This is a genomic window from Bacteroides sp. B1-V-101, assembly GCF_023656585.1.
Lineage (GTDB): Bacteria > Bacteroidota > Bacteroidia > Bacteroidales > Bacteroidaceae > Bacteroides > Bacteroides thetaiotaomicron.
The window spans coordinates 182787-203949 of sequence record NZ_JAMOKH010000001.1 but is presented as its reverse complement, the minus strand read 5'-3'; the positions used below and the strand labels follow the sequence as shown (position 1 = coordinate 203949).

The following is a 21163-nucleotide window of genomic DNA, read 5'->3' as shown; positions in this document are numbered from 1 at the left end:
ATGGTAAAACTGAATATAAAAGGTTCAAGCTTCGCCGCTCAATATAGAAGAACAACGGATCGTTTTATCGACTCCACGGATGGCTGGGAATCACTGGAGGAAGCAACCCGATATGCACAGAATATTGAAGAAGAGGAATATTTTCCGATTGATGGACAAATTATAACAGTCAAGGAAAATGGGAAAACAAATGCTTATATACTCGTTCCTGATGAATCAATTCCCGTTACTAATAAGCGTAAGCATTACAAGCTCGAACCCATCTCCTCTAAATCATTCGGTGATGATCGTTATGCACGTAAAGACATCAAAGATACTTTCAATAAAGGCTTTACTTCTAAAGAAGGCTGCGATATCGAGGGCGGCTTGAATGTCGGTAAAATGACCCGGCTGTCCGGTGGTGTCGTCGTGATGGCCGACACCGATTATGGAGTTACAGAATCAGAAAAAGAAAATCCCGAAAATAGTAATGTTATGGCAATAGGATTAACAGAAGTTCCTAAAAACAGTGGATTCGGTTCTACCTCACTAGGTGAGATGGATAACACAGATGAATCATTCGATCTAGTTCCGGACGGCAACTATATGATGCAAAAACGAGCAGGTGTATTCTATCCCGTGAAAGCAGCTGCAGGCGGCGGAGGAACAAAGCTCACGCTTGCCTTTGTCACTCCGTCAAATGCAACGGCCGTTCATGGTAAGGAGACACTGATCAAGTACACATACTCATCTACTTTGTCCGGCGAGGAAACCGGCGAAGGTATCGCAACCTATACCTTAAACAATAAACAGGTAGCCTCTGAAACAATCAACCAAGGCGAAGTCTCATTCAATATAGGCAAATACCTGTCTTTAGGTGACAACATCCTCGTCGTACAAGTTACCGACAGTTACGGAGCTACCCGCAAACTGACATTCAAGATCAACGCAGTAAGCATCTCAGTCACTTCTACATTCGATGATTCAAAGGCTTATGTCGGAGCGATCTCATTTGTCTATACCCCTGTCGGATCACTAACCAAGGTTATTCACTTTAAGATCGACGGCAAGGAAATCGGTACCGTTGAGACCGCTATCAGCAACCGTCAGCAGACATACAGTATTCCGCCTCAAGCGCATGGTGCACATATCTTAGAGGTATATGCAACCGCTACCATTGATGAAACAGACATCGAAAGCGAGCATCTGTTCTATGATATTATCTGTATTTCATCCGGAAGCAATACTCCTGTCATTGCATCCTCATTCAAGATGACAGAGATCGAACAATACGATACCCTGCTCATCCCGTTTATCGTTTATTCTCCTGCTTCATCCAGTAGCGAGATTACATTGTCTGCCAATGGTCAGGTAGTATCAACGCAAACCGTAGACCGTACAAGGCAGTCATGGAGCTACCGTGCGAACGATGCCGGTGCGCTTACTTTAACCATCACCTGTGGAAATACTTCGAAAACATTTAATGTCAACGTAACTGAATCACCCATTATCGTAGAACCTGAGACGCAGGACCTGGAACTCTATCTTACTTCGCAGAACCGGAGTAACTCCGATACCAACAAAGAAGAATGGAAGTTCAATGACATCACCGCCTCATTCTCCGGCTTCAACTGGAAGAACAACGGCTGGGTGAAAGACGATAACGGTTATTCCTGTCTCCGTATCAGCGGTGGGGCATCGGTTACTCTTCCGCTGCATCTCTTTGCCTCCGATTTCCGTGCGACAGGCAAAACGATTGAATTTGAATTTACCGTGCGTGATGTATACAACTACGACACACCTGTCATCTCCTGCTGGTCCGGGGATCGTGGTATTCAGATCACTTCTCAAACAGCCTTGCTTAAATCAGAGCAAAGCTCTATTGACACACGATTCAAAGACGAAGAACGTATCAGATTAGCTTTTGTCGTAGAGAAGAGAGCAGATAACCGATTAGTAGGTATCTACGTAAACGGTATCAAGTCCGGTTCCATGCAGTATCCGGACGCGGACAATTTCATGCAATCGGTTCCTGTAGATATTGCCATCGGCTGTCCTGACGCAACCATAGACATCTACAATATCAGATCATACAACAATAACCTGAACCGGTACCAGCTGCTTGACAACTACATTGCCGACATGGACGACGTAGAGAAGAAACGTGATCTGTACCTGCGCAATCAAATCTACGACGACTATGGCAGTGTATCCTTTCAGAAGGTAAACAAGATGATCGACTGTCTTGTATTCGAAGGTGACCTGCCACAATACAAGGGAGACAAGAAGACGAATAAGGTCTATCTGTTCTCTTCTGTCGATTCATCTCTTAACTGGGTGGCAGACGTTAAAAATAACGTTCAGGGTACATCATCCCAATACTACCCCCGCAAAAACTATAAATTTGAGCTATTGGACGGCATCACCTACACGGAGACAGGAATGAAAGAAGATACCTATCAGGTAACGGAAGACGTGCTTCCGGCTTCCATCTTCTGTATTAAAACCGATTTTGCAGAATCTTCCGGTACGCATAATACAGGAGTGGCTAACATGATCGACACCATGCTCAAAGAGATGGATATCCTGACCGAAGCGCAGAAAACAGACTCAAAGATCCGCACTACTGTTGCCGGCCGGCCATTCCTGCTATTCCACAAGGAAACAGCGGACAGCGCACCTGTATTCATCGGTAAAATCAACCTGAATACGGATAAGGTGGCAGAGAATACATTCGGATTCAAGGAGGGAGATGAAAGCTGGGAGTTCTCCAATAACACATCTGATCTTACCCTATTTAAGACCGGTGACATGACCGGATGGGAAGATAACATAGAAGCTCGGTATCCTGACGGTGGTACCGACATCACGAATGTTCAGAAGATATTTGAATGGGTGAATAGCTGTAAAGGGAACGTGGAAAAGTTCAAGTCAGAGTTTAGTCAATACTTCGATAAGAAACCCGTTATTTTCTACGCATTAACAACCTTGGCACTTGGTATGACCGACCAGCGTGCCAAGAACCAGTTCCTCACCCGGATAGGGAGCAAACTATGGCTGTTAATCTTCTATGATAACGATACCCTGATTCCTATCAACAATGAAGCATTAATCGCATTCCTGTATAATGTCGAGATTTCAGACGTGATCGGAAATAAGAATGTCTGGAATGGTGCCGACTCAGAATTATGGAAACTCGTAGAGGAAGCGTTCTCTGATGACATTCGTGAAATGTACTATACAATGCGTCAGCGCGGCATCCTGTCGTATGACCGCATGATCGAATACCTGTACAAGCGGCAGGCGGAGAAATGGAGTGAAGCTATTTATAATGAAGACGGTTATTTCAAGTATGAGCAACCTTTGATTGAAGGTTACCTGGACTACTCCCAGTCTCATGAGAATCCTCAGATTGTCAAGACCGGAGCTTATCTGTATGCCTTGCAGGGAAGCCGTGAATTATACGGCAAATGGATATGGAAAAACCGTTTCCTGTATCTCGACAGCAAGTTCCTTGCCGGATCGGTCCTGGGTGACACTGCTGTGTTCCGTACCTATACTCCTGCGGTATGGACAGGAATTGCACCATGTGCCGACATCACACTGACCTCATTCAACGCTATGTACTTCAACGTTAAATGGGGATCGGTCACTAGATCACAACGTGTCGGATTTAATGACAGCTTCAAAATGGTCGCTCCGGAAGGAATGACTTTCAACGACACGGAAACGATCATCTATGGTGCTTCATTGATTACCTCCCTGGGTGATCTGTCTGCTCTGTATCCCGGATCGGTCGACGTATCAAAGATGACACGGCTTAAAGAGCTAATCATCGGTTCAACTGTCGAAGGATATCAGAACCAAAATATGACGGTTTTATATGTCGGCAATAACCGTATGCTCAAACTGCTCAACATGGCCAACTGCCCGAACTACACGCAGCCCATCGATGTATCCGGATGCGACAACCTTGAAGAACTATATGCACAAGGTTCAGCTACTACTGCAGTACTTCTGCCGGCTGCCGGGAATATGCGTACAATGCACCTGCCGGAAACCGTTACTAGCCTAACCATGCTCAATCAGATCAATATTACTGATACAGGATTAATCCTTGATGGTGTACAGAATCTTTCGACAATCAGATGGGAGAATACTAACAAAGCTAATGTCTTGTCTATCATTGACAGATGCTTTGCGCTTGATACTATGAAGTTAGAACGTGTACGCTTGATCGGTGTAGACTGGAATATATCGACATTGGACATAATTGCTAAGTTGATCAAATTGAAAGGTCTCGATGAAAACGGGAATAACACAGATAAGGCTATTGTTAGCGGGAAATGTTACGTCTCTGTAGCTTCACAAGCACAATTGGCGAAGATCAATGCAGCATCCCCGGAACTGACTATCACATATGGCCAGCTAAAGCCTACACCAGTCACAACATTCACATTCTCATCTTCACAAAGCAAAACATTGACAAACTCAGTATTCACCTGTAATGTTGAATTTGAGAAGGTTAGTGATACGCAATATAAGGTAGCAGTTGAAGATGGTACTAAAGTGGAATTTACATATCAGGCAGATAACCATGAACTGCTGTCGCAGACATATACAACTGCCGGCACAAGAACTCAGAGTTACAAAGTGACTTATATCCCTGTACGAAAGATAAGAGTAAAAGTCTACAATCAGTCAACGTATGTACAAGGAGCTAGTGTTGTCATCGGTGACCAATCATATATTTCCGACAAGGACGGTTATGTGACTTTACCACGTTCCGGAGCTGCTGTCTCCGGAAGTGTATCCGCATACGGATATGCCGGGAATACATTCTCATTCTCTTCTATTACATCAGACACGACGAACACTATAGAAATCTATGCAGCTGTAGATGTGAAATTCATCGTGAAATATGGCACTGCTCTTATTGAAGGAGCGACAATTAAATCAGGATCACAAACATCTGTCACAAACCAGTACGGTGAATGCACTTTATCATTGGGAAAAGGAAATCAAGAATATACAGTAACTCATCCCAGTTATTTTGATTATTCTGGATATGTAACAGTCGGTACATCTGCCATTTCAATAAACATAACACTCGTACTTAATATTGCATCCTTTAAGCCTAAAGAGAATGGGAATATTCAAATGTTGCTACAAGGAGGTAGTTCGAGGGTTACTCTCGTGCTCTCTCATACCAATACTGATTTTATTATTGATTGGGGAGATGGTAGCACGACAAATGGGAGCTCAACTGATTATTATTATCATACTTATGGTGATTCTAATTTTTATCAGGTAGAGATTAAAAATGCAGAAGGTGTAAAAAAATGTTCGCCCCCAACATCAAATTTGAAAGCTTTCTGGAGTATAGGAAATAGCGCGATTAATGGTATGAGATTTAATGCTTGTTATTATCTGGAATACGTCGGGGGAAATATATTCAAAAACGATAGAGACAGAAATGACCTTTCAGAAGTGTTCCTAGAATGTAATAGTCTGATTTCGATTGATTTAACGTCGATTGCCGTCATGACTAAAGTTACGAGCTTATCTAACATGTTCGCGGGGTGTTCAAAATTGACATCTATTGATTTATCACCATTGTCGGGTATGGCAGGAGTTACGAGCTTATCTAACATGTTCGGACGGTGTTCAAGTTTAACCGCTATTAATTTATCGCCATTGTCGGGCATGACAGGAGTTACGAGCTTATCCAGTCTGTTGTATGGGTGTTCAAGTTTAACCGCTATTGATTTATCGCCATTGTCGGGCATGACAGGAGTTACGAGCTTATCCAGTCTGTTGTATGGGTGTTCAAGTTTAACCGCTATTGATTTATCACCATTGTCGGGCATGACAGGAGTTACGGACTTATCCAGTCTGTTGTCTGGGTGTTATGGATTGACATCTATTGATTTATCGCCATTGTCGGGCATGACAGGAGTTACGAACTTATACAGTCTGTTGTCTGGGTGTAATGGATTGACATATATTGATTTATCACCATTGTCGGGCATGACAGGAGTTACGAGCTTATCCAGTCTGTTGTCTGGGTGTTATGGATTGACATCTATTGATTTATCGCCATTGTCGGGCATGACAGGAGTTACGAACTTATACAGTCTGTTGTCTGGGTGTTCAAAATTGACATCTATTGATTTATCACCATTGTCGGGCATGACAGGAGTTACGGACTTATCCAGTCTGTTATATGGGTGTTCAAAATTGACATCCATTGATTTATCGCCATTGTCGGGCATGACAGGAGTTACGAGCTTATCCAGTCTGTTGTCTGGGTGTTCAAAATTGACATCTATTGATTTATCACCATTGTCGGGCATGACAGGAGTTACGGACTTATCCTTCCTTTTTTATAATCATAAAACCCTGAGAACAATCGACTTGTCCCCGCTATCTAATCTGACCAAAGTTACTGATATATCATATCTTTTCCGTGGATGTACAGAGTTGACTTCAATAGACCTCTCCCCTCTATTAACTATGATTAATGTTAATAGAATTAGTGGCATATTATATGGATGCTCAAAATTAGAACGGGTGATTGGTGAAGAATTTGAAACTTTTACAAAAGTATCTACAGCTGAAACGATGTTTTATGGCTGTAGACTTATCACTAAAGTTAATTTACCTATCCCTTTCCCATCATTGACCTACAATGCATATACAGATTGCAAATCTTTAAAGTATATCAAATCTAGGAAAATAATTCCTCACAGTATTTCTAATGACGTATTTAATAATACCAATAACTGTCCAATCTACGTCCCTGATGAAGCTTTAGACGCCTATAAAACAGCAACCAACTGGACAGCAATAGCAGACAGAATTAAGCCTATGAGCCAATTCGCAATCGATTTCCCTAACGAGGAAGTATAATATGAAAATAGATGAATTAAACAACAACCATATCACTGCGGAAGAAGGCAAAGTACTCCGCAGAATTTCCGACAGCCAGCTGTTCGGGAATGAAATCTATCTCGGATACACCTACTACTTGTCAGGTGAAAAACTAGAAGAACCGTTTTTGGAACTCCCTGAACACTATGAGGAGATAGATGATCCTGCTGACGAAGAAACTATCCTCATCGATGAAGATACACCGCTAAAGGACACAGATATCGAAGAAACAGAAACTATAGAGGATGAACCAAAAACTGATGTCGAACAAAAAAAGAGAATCACCGTAGCTGACTACCATAAACTAGAAAAGCAGGTGGCAATGCTTATACGAATAATGGGAGGAACAGAATGGCAGGACTAATCAATACCGGGATTTGGGGATTTATCTCCTCCGCTAAAGCAACAGGGAAGAAGATACTGAATGCTGCCGGTGAAGAAGTAGACGAATGGGTAAGTACATTCGTATCAGGCGTCTCAGGTTGGCTGATTGACAAACTCGGCAATGCGGAATTTAAATCCGTATTTGTCCGTGAGAAGTTTACAACTAACGAATTTGTCTATAACCGAATCCGAGTAACAGAGGATGAAGAGATTGTTACAAGCAGCATTAAAATAGCCTCTTACTTCGATAACGGAGATGGAACATTCACCGTTTATCCCGATTTACGTGAAGCGGACAATAACCCACTTGCCGACAGTGATCTATTGATAGGGTATTATCATAATCCCGGTAACACCGGAACAATCTACTCAGTTCAACAGTTTACCGCCATTTCTGATCCGGGCAGCGATCAGTCTATTCTCCTTGAAGCTGAAGGCGACAGCATCCCTTACCAGCACATGATCATTGCACGTGTCGGAAATCTCATCGATGCAGAACGCCAATCATTCATCCGTATTTCATCAAGGACAAACTGCCAGTATTTTTATGACGGTATCGACAGCTGGGCAGCTTATTCAGACCCCGAACACGTTAGATGCACACTCGGTCATGCGGATATCGGTCTGATACCGGCATGGGCAAAAGAAGCAGTAGGCGGAGTCAAACGCTGGTTCGGTTTGATCGCCGACGGAGTGATAATTCGTGGCACATTCATCCTGCACAATGACAAGACTATCGAGGATGAGTTGAACGGTCGTGAGATTCAGATAAGAGGTGATTTCGAGATTCGGGAAGATGGGATCACCGGCAAATGGCAAGAAGTCATCAAGTACGCGAAGGAAGCTTCTGATTCTGCTAGCTCTGCTGCCGGATCAGCTACCACCGCAGGTGAACATGTGACCAAAATCGAAGAACTTTCTTCTGAATTTAATGTCAATTATGAAAAGTTGTCTGCTGACTTTACCCATAAAGTCGAGACTGAAACGACGAATGCTCTGGGTGCTATCACTACAGCAACAGAAGAAGCAACCGGTACACTTCAGCTCACTGCAAGGGACTTTGTACTTGCATTCACTAATCTCGTAGATACTAAAACAGAAGAGGCAACCGGAGCGATATCCGAAGCGAAGAAATCCGCAGAATCATCCCTAAAAATGACTGCCGAACAGCTTGATCTTCAATTCAAGAAAACAGTAGAAGAAAAAACAGAAGAAGCGACCGGAGCGATCACTGATAAAAAAGAATCTGCTGAATCAGACATTCAGGCTTCAGCGGAAGAACTAACAGCTACTTTCAATAAGAATGCAGAGGAAAAGGTAAAGGAAGCCGACGGAGCTATCACGACATCTAAGAATGCTGCTAAATCGGAAGTAGAACTCACCGCTAAGAACTTGACCGCAACCTTTGAGGAGAATGTTCAGAAGAAAACGATATCAGCAAAAGATGAGATTGACACAACAACAGAAAGCCGCAAATCTGAGCTTAACTTGACCGCAGAAGGATTGATCACCAAGTTCGAGGAAGCCGTTACTGATGCCGAGGGAGACATCATTAAAGAAATCGGTACCCAGGTTACTCAGAATGCAAAAGAATGGAAAGTGGAGATCATGGGTGAAGACAAGGACGGTAATCCCAACACGATTCTTGCTGCTATCAATGCCGATGGATCAGGAATCCTGATCGAAGGTAAAAAGGTCCAGATCAGCGGACAGCTCCTAGTTGATGCTATACTGACTACCGGTATTAATATTGATGACAAGTTTGTCGTAACTGTAGATAAAAATAAGAAAGCAAAAGTTGCTGTGAACGGTGAAATTAATGCCACAAGCGGAACATTCTCCGGATTCTTGAAAATACCATTTAAAACTTTTAAAGAAGGAGCTATCCCAAATGCTGCTACCGGAGAATATACCGTATCTGACTATTTCAATCTCGAAGCAAAAGGGGAAGATACAGCTACTCGTCTAACTCTCAATTTACCTACTGATGAAAAGTATATTGGTACGGTCCTTACCGTCTATGATAATCCTGTAAAAACAAGAATAGCCCCTATCGTCGAGATTAAAGGAAGGATGTATCACCCTTTAAATGTCGATGTTTACGGACTAAAATTAGTAACCAAAATAGAAACAGGTAAAGGAGGAGTAATACAGTTTATCGGAGTTAGTCGCTACGATGGATGCGTATGGTATGTTATTACTGACAGCCTGGGAGAAAGTATCAGGACATAAATAATACATTATTAATCACTAAAAACAGAACTTATGAAAAAGGTATTTTATGAATCATGGATCGCAAAGCATCTGCTTGGATGCACTTCTGTTAAAAAGAAAAACCGCCTGCTCATCACGAGTTAGCGGCTGACAAACACAAACAAAACAAACATTAAGGGAAATATTCCCTTACAGAATTGGTGCAAAGGTAATATTAATAATTAAAAGAAAAAATCAAATGAACAACATCGACTCAATTATTATTCATTGTTCTGCTACTAGAGCCGGGCAAGATTTTAAAGCAAAAGACATCGATCGTATGCATCGTGCACGTGGATTCAATCAAATCGGATATCATTTTGTGATAGATTTAGACGGTACCATTGAAGAAGGTAGACCTCTCAAAATAGAGGGAGCACACTGCAACACAAAAGGATCATCCGGTTTATCATACAATAAACACAGCATTGGAATTTGTTATATCGGAGGTCTTGATATGACTGGGCAAGCAGCCGATACTCGTACCGATGCTCAAAAACAATCCATGCGTGATCTCGTAATGAGACTCAAACAGGAATATCCCATTGTTGAAGTTCTCGGCCATCGAGACACATCTCCGGATCTGAATGATAACGGGATTGTAGAGTCGAGCGAATGGATCAAAATGTGTCCCTGTTTTGATGCAGCTCAGGAATTTGGATATTGTCCGACAGTATTGATTCGCCCATAAATCGTGCAGACGCACTATTTTCGTACCAAATTGTACAAAAATAGTGCGCCTGCTATTATCTAGAGATCAATGAAATAACTCCATTCCGTACGAAAGTACAATTTAAAAGGCAAAACTGTTGAAGCACTGTACTCCTTCTTGTTTACTCTCATTCAACACATGAGCATATACTAATGTCTCCTTCAGATCCGAATGCCCAAGGATCTCCTTCAGAGAAGCGATATCCTTTGTCTTACGCAAAAAGATGGTTGCAAAGGTATGCCTGCCGACTTTATGTGTTATATGCTTTTCTATCCCGGCAATAGCAGCTATCTCTTTCAAATACCTGTTCATCGTCTGATCAGCACACAGCTTCTCAAAAACAGGTCCCTTCTTCCTAGTACCAACAATGTTTCTTAATAACTGCCGAAGCGGATCTGAGATTGGTACCTGGATTGGCATTGGCTTCCTCTTCTTCAGTTTCATGCGAAAATAAGTGAAAGTTGTCTCTGAGAACTGTTCTAAAGCCAACCCTTTTGCATCCCCTATATGCAATGAGCTGAAGCATAAGAATAAAAATAACTCAAGAGTTTTGTGATATCTGTATTCCAGCTCTCCGGAAGTATACAGTTCCATCAACTTCTGCAGTTCATATTCATACAAGTACTCTCCTGAAGGAAGCCCCTTCTTGATTGACCATTTTTTGAAAGGATTTTCATCCATGTAGCCTGCGTTGAAAGCAGCCAAGACATATTTCTTGATTGTGGCCATATTCTTGTTAGCTGTATTTTGGTTATTCTCCAGCTTATGCATTAAATGGAAGAAATACTCGTCAAGCCACTCACTTGTTATATCATCAAAATAAAGGTTAGGATTATACTCCTTCAATTTCTTTATTACTGATAAATTAGTCTTGTAGGTAGAATCTTCAAGTTTTAGAGACTCCTTCTTCTGATAGTCCGTCACAAAGTCAAAGAAAGTGTTATAATCAGTCGGGCGATGATATGCTTTAAGAAAAGAGTCCCTGGTAAGTTTCCTGTCACGGAGGCGATACTTTACAAAAACATTGTTTACTCTGGCTAGAATAGTTTCTATAATCAAGTTCTTATCTTTTGCCAACTTGTCTCCTGCCCCAACACATTTCTTCTTATCGTTCCAGTCTTTGATGTCAACTGAAACTTTCGTAGAAAAGTTCACCTTTTCACGATTAACATAAAAGGATAACCACACGACTCCATTATCCGGGTCGCTCCCATAGGTTCTTAGATATATTTTAATGGTTACCATGATCTACAATGGTTCCGTTTGCAGGTGAGAATTGATCTCCGGTCTACACCTGCACAGTTTGTCACACAAATGAAGAGGTAGCTAATTAACTGAATATCAATAAATAGCAAATGCCGGACACATTGCTGTATCCGGCATTTTGACCACTTCGAGGTTCCTGGCGGATTCGAACCGCCGTACACGGTTTTGCAGACCGCTGACTAAGCCACTCATCCAAGGAACCATTTTTTCTCGTTTGCGGTTGCAAAGGTAGTACAAATTTTGAAACTACCAACTATCCGCAGCAATTTTTCTTTGTACTTTTTTTCTTTACACCGCACTCTTGACGCTTCTTCTCCATCATATCCTTTAAATCACAGCCACTTACGCAGCTATCACAAGGATTCTCACTTTCTCGTGTACGACGAAAAAAAAGATAAATTCCATATATTACACGGGCAATACAGAGTACAATCAGTACTCCGACTACCCATTCCTGCCAATTATTCATACAAACAATCTTCCAATCTGATAAACTGAAAATGCCACCAGCCAAGCCAGTCCTGTGGTATAGCAAGCTGCAAAGAGCGCCCACTTCCAACTGCCGGACTCTTGCTTAATAGCTGCCAATGCTGCAATACAAGGGAAGTAAATCAGCACAAACAGCATATAACAGAACGCCACTAAAGGAGTTATCGGAATCCGTTCCGCCAGGCTAGCCTCATCGGCCTCCGGATCATCTACATACAAAACACCCAGCGTACTAACGACCAGCTCTTTTGCCCCTACTCCGGAAATCAAACCGATACCCAGCTTCCAGTCAAAGCCCATCGGCTTTATCACCGGCTCTATAGCCCGTCCCAACTGGCCGATATAAGAATTTTCCTGTTGTTCGGCTACTGTCTCATACGCCTCATGGTTCGGATAATATCCGAGGAACCAGATGATAATAGAAGCAATCATAATAATCCCTCCCATTTTTTTCAGATACTGCGCTCCCTTCTCCCACGTATGACGGAATATGGATTTTGCCGTCGGCATTCGATAAGGAGGAAGCTCCATCACAAAAGGAGTATCGTCACCCTTTACCAAAAACTTGCTAAACAGACGCGCCAACAGCACAGCCAGAAAAATTCCGATCGCATAAATACTTAACAACACCAAACTCGCATTGTTCGGGAAGAAAGCCCCTACCAACAAAAGATAGATGGGCAGACGCGCGCTACAAGACATCAACGGGTTAATCAGCATCGTAATCAGACGGCTTTTCCGGTTCTCAATAGTACGGGAAGCCATGATAGCAGGCACATTACAACCGAATCCCATAATCAACGGAATAAACGATTTTCCATGTAAGCCCATCTTATGCATAATTTTATCCATTATAAACGCTGCACGGGCCATATAACCGGAGTCTTCCATCAGCGAAATACAGAAATACAGAATCAGAATATTGGGCAGAAAGACGATAACACCGCCTACACCGCCTACGATACCGTCAACCAGCATATCCTTCAACGGCCCCTCCGACATGTTATTGCGAATCAGGTCACCGATTTGCCCCACCAGCCATTCAATTCCCATCATCGGATATTCGCCGAGAACAAACGTCCCCTCAAACATCAGGTACATGAAAAGGAAAAAAATAGGATACCCCCAGATACGATGAGTAACGATAGCATCCAGTACCTTCGTCGTCTGCGCCTGCTCCAGATGATTATCAGTAAACGTCTCTTTCAGCGCACCACTGATAAAACCGTATTTGGCATCCGTTATGGCGGATTCGCAATCCTCGTTCATCGTATCCTGAACGCGCTTGGCCATCTTGTCGCGGATACGGAAAATCTCTCCCGCATTGGGCAGTGTCCGCACAAAGCTCTCTATATCGGGATCGTTTTCCAGCAACTTGATAGACAGAAAGCGGGTAGAATATTTATGGCGGATAAATTCATTCTTGGATACTTCCTCTTTTACAGCGTCAATCGCTTTTTCCAGATCGGGACCATGATTGATATGGATATGACGGAATACACGCCCTTTCCTTTTATGTTCGCGCACGTAATCCTCCAGATGTTCTTCCTCATGATTCTTCCGATCTTCCAGAGAATCATGCCATTCGGTCAGGTCTTTCAGAACTTCCGGATTCATATTTCCCTGCTTGTCAAAGAAATCGACCCCTTCATAAAGGTTGATTACTACATGAAACAAGGTATCCAGTCCACGATTCTTCTTGCTGACAGTAGGCACCATCGGCACTCCGAACAATTTACTCAACAAATGATAATCCAATGTATTACCGCTGGATTCAAGTTCATCGTAAATATTCAAAGCTACCACCATACGGACATTCATATCAATCAGTTGGGTAGTCAGATACAGATTTCGCTCCAGATTTGAAGAATCGATTACATTGATGATTACGTCCGGCGTTTCATCAACAATGTGACGGCGGACATAAATTTCTTCCGGTGTATAAGCTGACAGTGAATACGTTCCCGGCAAATCGACAATACGGAAATGATAACCTTCGAAATCGAAATATCCTTCTTTGGCATCTACAGTCACACCGCTATAGTTTCCTACATGCTCATGAGCGCCGGAAGCCAGATTGAAAAGAGAAGTTTTGCCTGAGTTCGGATTCCCGACCAGAGCAACGTTGATAGTACGGCGCTTACCTAACGCCAACCGTTTCATATCTTCTTCTTTTACAGAAACATCTTCGGGCAGACCTTCGTGATATACAGCTTTTTCGGCTTGTTTTTTTGCTTCTTCCTCGCTGACTACCTCAATCATTTCCGCTTCCTGACGACGAAGAGATATTTCATAACCTAAGACTTTATATTTAATCGGGTCTTTCAGTGGAGCATTCAACAATACTTCAACAGTTTTACCTTTGATAAAACCCATCTCCACAATACGTTTACGAAAGCCTCCGTGTCCCAAGACCTTAACGATGACACCTTTTTCACCTGTTCCTAATTCGGATAAACGCATAACTATCTAAATTTTCGGCAAAGATAATTCATAACTTCCGAGCACGCAAATTATTTAGAATGTTTTTAAATAGCAGAATTTTCGTATGCTGACGGTATCTAAATAAACCCATCAAAAGTTCAAGTCACAACAGGTAACTAATTCCCTGCCTACATCTATTGAGTTTACATGCAACAATTAGTTCGTGCCACTATAGTGGTACGCAAGAAGTACTATAGTTCCCCTTACGCCCTACTATAGTGGCACGAAAGAGGAACTATAGTAGAACGAATTAGAAATCGCTAAAGAAAAAATTAATTTATGGGAGTTTTTTCCTTAGCCAGTCCGATAAAAACAATTAGCATTCACTTGAGATACCTCAATAAACTATTATCTTTGCAGATATGATACAACAACGGGTTATACGATATATAGAGAAAGAGCATTTATTCTCGCCGGACGATAAACTTCTGGTTGCCCTGAGTGGCGGAGCCGACTCGGTTGCCTTGCTGCGCGTACTCCATACAGCAGGTTATCAATGCGAAGCTGCCCACTGCAATTTCCATTTACGTGGTGAAGAATCAAACCGTGACGAACGGTTTGTCCGGCAACTTTGCCAAAAATACGGCATCCGCCTGTATACCATCGACTTCAACACGACTCAGTACGCAACAGAAAAACGGATCTCGATAGAAATGGCAGCCAGAGAACTCCGTTACAACTGGTTCGAAAAGATAAAAGAAGAGTGCGGAGCCCATGTAATCGCCGTAGCTCACCACCAGGACGACAGTGTAGAAACGATGCTGTTCAACCTCATTCGGGGTACAGGCATTACCGGTTTATTAGGAATCCGCCCCCGAAACGGAGCAATCGTACGTCCGCTGCTCTGCATCAACCGGGAAGAAATCATCCGCTACCTGCAACAGATCGGACAAGACTTCGTAACAGACAGCACCAATCTGGAAGACGAATATACCCGTAATAAAATCCGCCTCAACCTGCTTCCACTAATGCAGGAAATAAATCCGTCGGTCAAAAACAGTCTGATAGAAACAAGCAATCACCTGAATGATGTAGCTACTATATATAATAAGGTAATAGACGAAGCCAAAACACGGATTATCACTCCGGAAGGTATCCGAATCGATGCTCTACTGGACGAACCCGCTCCCGAAGCTTTCTTGTTTGAAACATTGCATCCACTGGGATTCAATTCGGCACAAATCAAAGATATAGCCAATTCGCTTCACGGGCAGCCGGGGAAACAATTCGTCAGCAAAGAATGGAGAGTCATTAAAGACCGGAATTTGCTGCTACTGGAAACCATCCGGCCGGAAGACGAACCTGCCCTTCCCTATCAATTAATAAAAGAGGAAAGAGAATTTACGCCCGATTTCCGGATTCCACGGGAAAAAGGAACCGCCTGTTTCGATGCAGATAAATTAAATGAGGAAATTTACTGCCGCAAATGGCAAACGGGAGACACATTCATCCCCTTCGGCATGACGGGCAAGAAAAAAATAAGCGATTATCTGACCGACCGTAAATTCTCCATCAGCCAGAAAGAGCGCCAATGGGTACTCTGCTGTGGTGAACGCATTGCATGGCTGATAGGCGAACGGACAGATAACCGCTTCCGGATAGACGAAACGACTAAACGAGTGATTATCTATAAGATAGTCTGAGGCAATTTCTGTTTCTTGAAACACTCGGACAGCAAAGACGCGAAAGGAGTATCATATTTCCTTGCCTTCTTTGCGCATGCTTTCACACAGGCGCAGCATTTGATACATTTTTCGGCATCCGTGTTCAGTTCATCCCCTTTGGTGATCGCTCCTGCCGGACAACGAGCCGCACAGATACCACAATGAGTACACAAGCTCTCATCTTCTATCCAAGGGGTACGGGGAAGCGGAGTACCGCTTTTGCGCAACTTGATTACCTTCCTCAAAAAGCGGAATAAGGGGAAAAACGGCTGACTGGGACGTTTAATGGCACGCACATCCACCTGATAAAGAGTATCGGGTCCGTCAGCTGCCTGAATTTTCTCCATTATCTTTTTTCCGAAATCTTCTGCATAATCCAAATCCGATTCATTCGGGCGACCGTCTGCGATGGGACATTTATCGGTGCTATATGAATGTTCACCTATGAAGGTTGCTCCGGCAATCACCTTCAATCCGTGAGGGATGGCAAAAGCGTCCAGTTCCATCAACGCCTTCTCGTAGGCACGGTTTCCGTAAACCACGACCAATACGGCAGGAGTATCCAGACCGCGAATACTTTCCAGACGTTCCATAGCCAAAGGAGCTACATGGCCTCCATATACAGGCACTACGATAACAGCCAATGCAGACGTAGGAATAACGGTTTCCTCGACAGTCTGCAATGTGAGATTCATCGGAACGACATTTTTTATACCGGTTCCGTGAACAATTGCTTCGACTACTTGTTTTGATGTGTGTGTAGGCGAAAAATAAATTAAACGAGCTTCATTTACTGTCATACTATTTTCTTTTATACAGCAAAGATACGTTTTTACGCTGAAAAAAGTGTTTGATTGTTCATGAAACCAAAAATATTTATTATCTTTGCCCCGTTGAAACATTCTACGATTCAACACATACATCCCTAATTCATAATTAAAAACAAAACATATGCTCGCATATCTGCGGTTATTACGCTGTAGTAATGCTGTCCATATTTCATCAAGACAGAAATTTTAATAACTTACCATACTATATGTATAACATTATCCAATTGAACGACAAAAATCTGTCGGAACTTCAAGTTATTGCCAAAGAGCTAGGCATCAAAAAAGCAGACTCATTTAAGAAAGAAGAACTTGTATACAAGATTCTCGATGAGCAAGCCATAGCCGGAGCCACTAAGAAAGTTGCCGCAGAGAAATTAAAAGAAGAACGCAAAGGAGATAAAAACAAGCGTTCGCGCACAGCCGCACCTAAGAAAGAAGAGAAAGTAGCACCTGCAGCCAAAAATGCGGAAGTTACTAAAAATAAAGAAAATGCTCCTGCAGCCAAACCTCAGCAACAGCCTAAAGAAGAGGCTGCCAACAAAGCCAAAGAAGCTCCCGTTGCTGAACCGAAGGCAGAGAAAGTTGCTCCTAAGCGCAAAGTAGGCCGTCCCCGCAAAGACGCCAATATCGCTGAAAAAGCAGAAAACAAGGAGGTGGAAAACGCAAAACCGATAGTGAAACCAACAGAAGAAAAAGCTGTTGCGGAAAAAGCGGTAGTTGCACCGGCGGCTGAAAAAGCAATTCCGGCACAGGAGACAGAAAAGAAAGTAAAAGAAAACAAACCTGCCGTTGCAGAAAAACCGGTAATAGCCAAACCGCAAAAGAAATCGGCACCGGTGATCGACGAAGAAAGCACCATCTTGTCCAGCGATGACGATGATGACTTTATCCCAATCGAAGACCTGCCTTCTGAAAAAATAGAGCTTCCGACCGAACTCTTCGGCAAATTCGAAGCGACCAAGACAGAAACAGCACAAGCCGCCCCCGAGCAAGCTCCACAACCACAGCAACAACAGCATTCACAACCGCAACAACGCCAGCGCATTGTCCGCCCGCGCGACAACAACAATAACAACGCCGGCAATAACAATGTAAATGCTAACAACAATAATAATTTCCAGCGTAATAATAACAACAACCAGCGTCCTCCGATGCAACAACGTCCTGCACAACAGCAGAACAACGCTGCCGAGAACCTTCCGCCTGTACAACAACAGCCGGAACGCAAAGTGATCGAGCGTGAAAAGCCTTACGAATTCGACGATATCCTCAGCGGAGTAGGCGTACTGGAAATCATGCAGGACGGATACGGATTCCTCCGTTCTTCCGATTACAATTATCTCTCTTCTCCGGACGATATTTATGTATCACAGTCACAAATTAAGTTATTTGGTCTTAAGACCGGTGACGTGGTAGAAGGCATCATCCGTCCGCCAAAGGAAGGAGAAAAATATTTCCCGTTAGTAAAGGTGTCAAAGATCAACGGACGTGACGCAGCTTTCGTTCGCGACCGTGTTCCTTTCGAACACTTGACTCCGCTCTTCCCGGACGAGAAATTCAGACTCTGCAAAGGCGGTTATTCAGACTCCATGTCTGCCCGTGTTGTAGACCTTTTCGCTCCTATCGGTAAGGGACAGCGTGCACTGATCGTAGCACAGCCGAAGACAGGTAAGACCATCTTGATGAAAGATATCGCCAACGCCATCGCAGCCAATCATCCGGAAGTATATATGATTATGCTGCTGATCGACGAACGTCCGGAGGAAGTAACGGACATGGCACGCAGCGTCAACGCAGAAGTAATCGCTTCTACTTTTGACGAACCGGCAGAACGCCACGTAAAAATCGCAGGTATCGTACTCGAAAAAGCAAAAAGACTGGTAGAATGCGGACACGACGTAGTGATCTTCCTTGACTCTATCACTCGCCTGGCACGTGCTTACAATACTGTATCTCCCGCATCCGGTAAAGTACTTTCCGGTGGTGTGGACGCTAATGCACTTCACAAGCCCAAACGCTTCTTCGGTGCTGCCCGTAACATCGAAAACGGCGGTTCGCTGACTATCATCGCTACCGCACTGATCGACACCGGTTCTAAAATGGACGAAGTTATCTTCGAAGAATTCAAGGGTACAGGTAACATGGAGTTGCAGCTCGACCGCAACCTGTCCAACAAGCGTATCTTCCCTGCTGTCAATATCACCGCATCCAGTACTCGTCGCGACGATCTGCTGCTTGATAAGACAACACTCGACCGTATGTGGATATTACGCAAATACCTTGCAGATATGAACCCTATCGAAGCAATGGATTTCGTAAAAGACCGTCTGGAAAAAACAAGAGACAACGACGAATTCCTGATGAGCATGAATAGCTGATCAAGAATAAACGATCATAAATAAGGAACGGTGAATAGACTGGACGATGAATAATCGCAGTTTATTCACCGTTCCTTATTTATGATTCCCATTAATTCTTTTCATTGATTATCCATCGAGGCCTTCGCTGTTCCTCACGAATCGTTCATCGCGTATTTCATTTTTGTACAAATTACTTTCATTTACGTCCAAAACCACTCCCCCGCCCTTTTTTGCTTTTTGTTTTTTCCTACTTTTGCTACCCAATCAATTACTTAATTCTAGCCAAGAATGAAAACAATTTATCCATTCATGGGATTAGCCCTTTGTGGCGCAGCAGCCCAGGCACAAGAAAAGCCGAACTTCCTGATTATCCAGTGCGACCATCTCACACAACGTGTCGTAGGCGCTTACGGACAGACACAAGGCTGCACACTTCCCATTGACGAAGTAGCATCAAGAGGAGTTATCTTCTCTAACGCTTATGTAGGCTGCCCCCTCAGCCAACCTTCACGCGCAGCATTATGGAGCGGCATGATGCCTCACCAGACCAATGTACGTTCAAACTCCAGCGAACCCGTCAACACCCGCCTGCCGGAAAACGTGCCGACACTGGGTAGTCTCTTCTCCGAAAGCGGTTATGAGGCCGTACACTTCGGCAAGACTCACGACATGGGCTCACTGAGAGGCTTCAAACATAAAGAACCGGTAGCCAAGCCATTCACCGATCCCGAATTTCCGGTCAACAATGACAGTTTCCTGGATGTAGGAACCTGCGAGGATGCCGTTGCCTACCTCAGCAATCCTCCGAAAGAACCTTTTATTTGCATTGCAGATTTTCAGAACCCGCATAATATCTGCGGATTCATCGGCGAAAACGCAGGAGTACACACCGACCGGCCGATCAGCGGACCACTGCCCGAATTGCCGGACAACTTTGACGTGGAAGACTGGAGCAATATTCCGACTCCCGTACAATATATCTGTTGCAGTCACCGCCGCATGACACAGGCTGCCCATTGGAACGAAGAAAACTATCGTCACTACATCGCCGCCTTCCAGCATTACACCAAGATGGTGTCCAAGCAAGTAGACAGCGTACTGAAAGCCCTCTACTCCACCCCTGCCGGAAGAAACACGATTGTCGTAATTATGGCGGACCACGGCGACGGCATGGCATCCCACCGCATGGTGACCAAGCATATCAGCTTCTATGATGAAATGACCAACGTTCCGTTTATCTTTGCCGGTCCCGGCATCAAGCAGCAGAAGAAACCCGTAGACCACCTGCTGACACAGCCGACCTTAGACCTCCTGCCCACCCTTTGCGACCTGGCAGGCATCGCCGTTCCGGCAGAAAAAGCCGGCATCAGCCTTGCACCGACTCTAAGGGGAGAGAAACAAAAGAAAAGCCACCCTTACGTTGTCTCCGAATGGCACAGCGAATATGAGTACGTTACCACTCCCGGACGCATGGTGCGCGGACCGAGATATAAATACACCCATTATCTGGAAGGCAACGGAGAAGAACTGTACGATATGAAAAAAGATCCGGGTGAAAGAAAAAATCTTGCCAAAGACCCTAAATACTCCAAAATACTCGCCGAGCATCGTGCTTTGCTGGACGATTACATCACACGTTCCAAAGATGATTACCGCAGTTTGAAGGTAGATGCCGATCCCCGGTGCAGAAATCATACTCCCGGCTACCCCAGCCACGAAGGTCCTGGGGCACGGGAGATCCTCAAAAGAAAATAATTCTATAAAAAAGAGTGAAGATTGCTTGCCAGTCTTCGCTCTTTTTATTTCTTT

Annotated in this window: 11 protein-coding genes and 1 tRNA gene; 7 read left to right on the top strand and 5 right to left on the bottom strand. The window is 43.7% G+C overall.

The genetic code is table 11. From position 1 onward, the window contains the following. The 4 genes from NBH01_RS00800 to NBH01_RS00785 all read left to right on the top strand — a co-directional run bounded on the left by NBH01_RS00800 (position 1) and on the right by NBH01_RS00785 (position 10240). Positions 1–6891: a leucine-rich repeat protein gene (locus NBH01_RS00800; protein ID WP_250699939.1), complete on the top strand. Its 6891-nt coding sequence runs from the start codon at positions 1–3 to the stop codon at positions 6889–6891. A gap of 1 nt (position 6892) precedes the next feature. Further along, on the top strand, positions 6893–7276 hold the full coding sequence (locus NBH01_RS00795) for a hypothetical protein (RefSeq protein ID WP_225678957.1): 384 nt from the start codon (positions 6893–6895) through the stop codon (positions 7274–7276). Continuing rightward, complete coding sequence (locus NBH01_RS00790; protein ID WP_225678958.1) at positions 7264–9528, top strand: hypothetical protein; 2265 nt, start codon at positions 7264–7266, stop codon at positions 9526–9528. The genes NBH01_RS00795 and NBH01_RS00790 overlap by 13 nt, the downstream gene beginning before the upstream one ends. A 220-nt stretch (positions 9529–9748) precedes the next feature. Then, the gene (locus NBH01_RS00785; protein ID WP_225678959.1) at positions 9749–10240 is read left to right on the top strand and encodes an N-acetylmuramoyl-L-alanine amidase; all 492 of its coding nucleotides are present in this window, start codon (positions 9749–9751) and stop codon (positions 10238–10240) included. A gap of 102 nt (positions 10241–10342) precedes the next feature. On the opposite strand, the gene NBH01_RS00780 is transcribed toward NBH01_RS00785, so the two are convergent. From NBH01_RS00780 to feoB, 4 genes are all read right to left on the bottom strand, one after another. After that, positions 10343–11506: a site-specific integrase gene (locus NBH01_RS00780; RefSeq protein WP_117578352.1), complete on the bottom strand. Its 1164-nt coding sequence runs from the start codon at positions 11504–11506 to the stop codon at positions 10343–10345. 151 nt (positions 11507–11657) lie between these two features. Continuing rightward, positions 11658–11729: transfer RNA gene (locus NBH01_RS00775), tRNA-Cys, on the bottom strand. A 51-nt stretch (positions 11730–11780) separates the two neighbouring features. Beyond that, the gene (locus tag NBH01_RS00770) at positions 11781–11996 is read right to left on the bottom strand and encodes a hypothetical protein (protein ID WP_008762135.1); all 216 of its coding nucleotides are present in this window, start codon (positions 11994–11996) and stop codon (positions 11781–11783) included. Beyond that, the gene (gene feoB, locus NBH01_RS00765) at positions 11993–14479 is read right to left on the bottom strand and encodes a ferrous iron transport protein B (RefSeq protein WP_250699938.1); all 2487 of its coding nucleotides are present in this window, start codon (positions 14477–14479) and stop codon (positions 11993–11995) included. Before feoB ends, NBH01_RS00770 begins: the two co-directional genes overlap by 4 nt. Before the next feature lie 383 nt (positions 14480–14862). On the opposite strand from feoB, the gene tilS reads away from it, so the two are divergent. After that, positions 14863–16143: a tRNA lysidine(34) synthetase TilS gene (tilS, locus tag NBH01_RS00760; protein WP_225678960.1), complete on the top strand. Its 1281-nt coding sequence runs from the start codon at positions 14863–14865 to the stop codon at positions 16141–16143. Here tilS and NBH01_RS00755 read toward each other — a convergent pair. Next, entirely contained in the window at positions 16128–16964 is an 837-nt protein-coding gene (locus tag NBH01_RS00755; RefSeq protein ID WP_225678961.1) for a 4Fe-4S binding protein, read from the bottom strand. The two genes, tilS and NBH01_RS00755, sit on opposite strands and share 16 nt — an antisense overlap. Positions 16965–17200: 236 nt before the next feature. Between NBH01_RS00755 and rho the strand changes: the two genes are divergently transcribed. Together rho and NBH01_RS00745 are read left to right on the top strand one after the other, a co-directional pair. Further along, a complete protein-coding gene (rho, locus tag NBH01_RS00750) occupies positions 17201–19372 on the top strand; it encodes a transcription termination factor Rho (protein ID WP_225678962.1) in 2172 nt (723 codons plus the stop codon). 270 nt (positions 19373–19642) lie between these two features. Then, complete coding sequence (locus NBH01_RS00745; RefSeq protein ID WP_032841463.1) at positions 19643–21109, top strand: sulfatase family protein; 1467 nt, start codon at positions 19643–19645, stop codon at positions 21107–21109. Positions 21110–21163: the final 54 nt, after the last annotated feature.